Annotated in this window: 3 protein-coding genes and 1 pseudogene; 2 read left to right on the plus strand and 2 right to left on the minus strand. The window is 45.3% G+C overall.

The window, feature by feature from the left end:
* The first annotated feature begins 795 nt into the window (after positions 1-795).
* Positions 796-1,731, plus strand: coding sequence for a replication initiation protein (locus FTV34_RS16710; RefSeq protein ID WP_031612480.1), 936 nt, complete (start codon positions 796-798; stop codon positions 1,729-1,731).
* A gap of 193 nt (positions 1,732-1,924) precedes the next feature.
* Here the strand turns inward: FTV34_RS16710 and FTV34_RS16715 are convergent, their stop codons facing one another.
* Entirely contained in the window at positions 1,925-2,323 is a 399-nt protein-coding gene (locus FTV34_RS16715; protein ID WP_001560793.1) for a hypothetical protein, read from the minus strand.
* Positions 2,324-2,498: 175 nt separating this feature from the next.
* Between FTV34_RS16715 and FTV34_RS16720 the strand changes: the two are divergent.
* Positions 2,499-2,672 (plus strand): annotated as a pseudogene (locus FTV34_RS16720) (mobilization protein); the annotation flags it as partial.
* A 188-nt stretch (positions 2,673-2,860) separates the two neighbouring features.
* On the opposite strand, the gene FTV34_RS16725 reads toward FTV34_RS16720, so the two are convergent.
* Positions 2,861-3,731 (minus strand): GTPase family protein (locus FTV34_RS16725; RefSeq protein WP_180070828.1); only part of this gene is annotated, 871 nt, incomplete at its 5' end.

Raw genomic sequence — 3,731 nt, forward strand, 5'->3', positions numbered from 1 at the left:
TAATGATGATTTACCTACGCCAGTTGATCCAAAAATACCGACTCGTGGCGTGTAACCTTTTATTTCCCTTATTTTCTTTTCGATTGCTTGTCTAATTTTTTCTTTGCTGTTTAGTGTCGATTTATCAATATATTCCATTTTAAGAACCTATATTGTCAAGAAATATTACTTATAAATAAACCACCTATTTTATAAGTGGTATTTTATTGTATTCGATAAATGTTATCTAGAGCTGTGTTCAGGTTGTTGTGAGACTAAACCTTTTAAGCGATTTCCTAAAAAGGTGGGGTACATGGAGCTCAGAAAACAAACTATCCCAAGACTGTTTTTTAGTCATGTTGCTTTGGAGAGAGGGTGGGATGAACTATGGCAATTATTGTGTCTGATGCTGATATCGAACTGTTTTATCCATCTATGCAAGGATATGGATGAGAAAATTTGCTGTTTTGACCCATTCGCCCTTCTGAACGGTTGAAACTGTTCGCGAATCACTTTTGTGCATAGTTATGCAGCCCCATAAAAATAATTCTGACGCATTTTTCGGGGTTGCCCTGGTGTTTCCTTGTATTTTTGCGTTTTTTGCGTCAGAAAGCGATTGAGAGCGTTTTAAGGGGTTCGTACAACAGGAGTTATGGTAAATGGATCGTTTTTGCGGGAAGGCTCGACAGGTTTTGTTGTTGGGGGTAGTGTAAGCGACTGAAAAACAAACGCCCCTGAAATTCGTGTCTATCCGCCAAGACTTTCACGAAAATACAGGGGCGATGTCGGTCGATAACCTGGAAGGAATCGTAACACATGAGCGCCGCGCTTCAATACTTCGAAGAAAATTTACCCCACCGTCCCTATCACACGGATGATCTCGCTTTTGGTCTTCGCATCTCCGGCAAAGGGCGTGCGCTTCTTGCGCGGTACATCCAGCAGAACCAGCCTCATGCGCAGTTCTGGCTGGTTTTTGACGTTGACCGTGTAGGAGCTGCGATTGACTGGAGCGACCGGAACGCTCCCGCGCCGAACATCACCGTAAAAAATCCTGTGAACGGTCATGCTCACCTGCTCTACGCACTCAATATCGCCGTGAGAACCGCGCCGGACAGCTCGGTTAAGGCGCTGAAATACGCCGCTGCGATTGAACGTTCGCTGTGTGAGAAACTTTGTGCAGATGTGAACTACAGCGGACTGATTTGCAAAAATCCGTTCCACCTGGAATGGCAGGTGATGGAGTGGCGCGAGGAGGCCTATACCCTCGATGAACTGGCTGATTATCTCGATTTGAGCGCCTCAGCGCGCCGTAGCATCGATAAACATTACGGGATGGGGCGAAACTGCCATCTGTTCGAAATGACGCGCAAATGGGCTTACAGGGCGATTCGTCAGGGCTGGCCAGCATTCTCACAGTGGCTTGATGCCGTGATTCAGCGTGTCGAAATGTACAACGCATCGCTTCCCGTTCCGCTTTCTCCGCCTGAATGTCGGGCTATTGGCAAGAGCATTGCGAAATACACGCACAGGAACTTCACGCCGGAAACTTTCGCACAGTATGTGGCTGATACGCACACCCCAGAAATACAGGCCAAGAGAGGCCGGAAAGGTGGTATCGCTAAAGGCGAAGCCTACGATGACAAGCGTTTCATGGCGCTATGTATGCTGGAGAATGGATATTCTCAGAAAGCTATTGCGGCGATGCTGAATGTACATCGTAATACGATCCGTAATTGGGCAATGCACAAATAGCCTATATCAGATAACAGCGCCTTTTCGGCGTCTTTTTGAGCTGAGGGCTTTCCGGCGGTTTTCTCCTTTCAGCCCAGCAATGGTGCTGTTTTCCGCATGATTGCGCTGGTAGTGCTCGCCGCAGTCTCATGACCGAGCGTAGCGAGCGAATGAGCGAGGAAGCACCAGGGAATCGGAACACGGATGGAGGCACTTACGCGTCTGGGTTTGGGGATGTCTCCAGATCGTACTTAAGTTCCTTAAGTGCCTGTAATATCCTGTCTTTTTTATAGCATAGCTCGCCTGTTTTTGTGTCTACCAGTCCTGCTTCGATCAGTAGCCCAGCCGCGAGAAAGAGCCGGTGATTGCGTTCTCGTCGTTGTTTTTTTCCCTCGATTCGTTTTTGGACCGCCTGTTTTCGTTCGCTCTCCTGTGCCTGTAAGTCGTTTTTTTCCGCTGTTGCCAGTACGTGGAGGAGTTTGCGTTCCTGTTCTGTGAGTCCTGCTTCGTTGTCGAGCAGGTCAATAATCTGTCTCTGTCGTGCGGTCTGTTCTCCGAGCTTCCTGATGAATCCGATCCGTTTCTTCAGCCATTCGATGTTGCTGATGCGCATGTTCGTGGTGCTCCCTGGTGTTTTTTGCGGTGTGTTGTGGTCGTGCAGTATATCGCTTGCGGTCGGTGGGTGCAGGGGGGTATCTTCCTTCTAATTCGTGAAATTAGAAGGAAGCGCACTTATATGTTTCTCTCCTTCGTCGAGAAACAGTGCGCTCCTGCGGAGGGCTGAAACCGTGGCAACCTATCACCTCAGCGTTAAATTTGGAGGCAAGGGACAGGCTGCAAACCACGCCGATTACATCGAGCGCAAAGGGGAGTATGCGAAACGGAAAGATCTGGAATACACGGAGCACGGAAACATGCCGGAATGGGCCAGGGATAATCCTTCCCATTTCTGGCAGGCGGCTGTATCAGAAAGTTGTGACACTGGAAGATAAACTGGCGGAGAAAACTGTCACGGGTAAGAGCCGGAAAAACTGACGCGCTCTGTGAGGTGTTTGAATTGTTCGCTGTTCACATCGGATAAAACCGATCTTGGAAAAAGAAACGTTGATAACTAAGATTCAGGATAGTAATCATCCTGAATCTTAATGAATTACCAGAATTTAAGTTTTGATAGTATTTTCTTACCTGCAGCAACAACAGTTGCAGCTACTACTTCAACAACTACATCCTTTACGTTATCCCAGGCTTCACCTGTCCATTCTTTAATGGTGTCCCATACGCCCTTTTCTGCGCTTTCTGCCATTTTTTCTGTTTTTATTTCTTCTCCTGCTTCGCGATAGAGAGCATATTTTTTCTCCTTTGGGAGGATGTCTATTATTGTCTCCATTGCTTTAGAAATATTAAACTTTCTTTTGACTGATGTAGGTATAATGTATGAAGCAGGAACAGAAAAGGCAGTACTTACTTCTAGTATTTTCTCATTTACACTAGCTAACTGCTCTTTTGTCGGCTCGTTTTTCTTTTTATCCCAAAGAAGTTCACCTTCATCGTCTTCTGTTGGTTCTATTTTATCTATTTGGTTTATGAAAAATACAACAGGACATTTTTTTATATTAGGTAGCAATATATCGTTATATACCTTTTGAGAAATTGCGTAAGCCCTTTCATCAGACTTTATTACCCATACAACTAGGTCTAACTTTGCAACATTCTCTTTGTATAGATTATAATATTCTTTGTCTCTTTCCAAGGTTTCACCAACACCAGGAAAGTCTATTATCGTAAGTCCTCCCTCATTTCCATCTTCTGGCTTGATATGAATTTCTTGAATCTCTCTTGTGCAAGCAGCGACGTTACTGACTGGGGCTACATCACGACCAAATAATGCATTGCATAATGATGATTTACCTACGCCAGTTGATCCAAAAATACCGACTCGTGGCGTGTAACCTTTTATTTCCCTTATTTTCTTTTCGATTGCTTGTCTAATTTTTTCTTTGCTGTTTAGTGTCGATTTATCA

This window comes from Acinetobacter sp. YH16038 (assembly GCF_013417275.1).
Lineage (GTDB): Bacteria > Pseudomonadota > Gammaproteobacteria > Pseudomonadales > Moraxellaceae > Acinetobacter.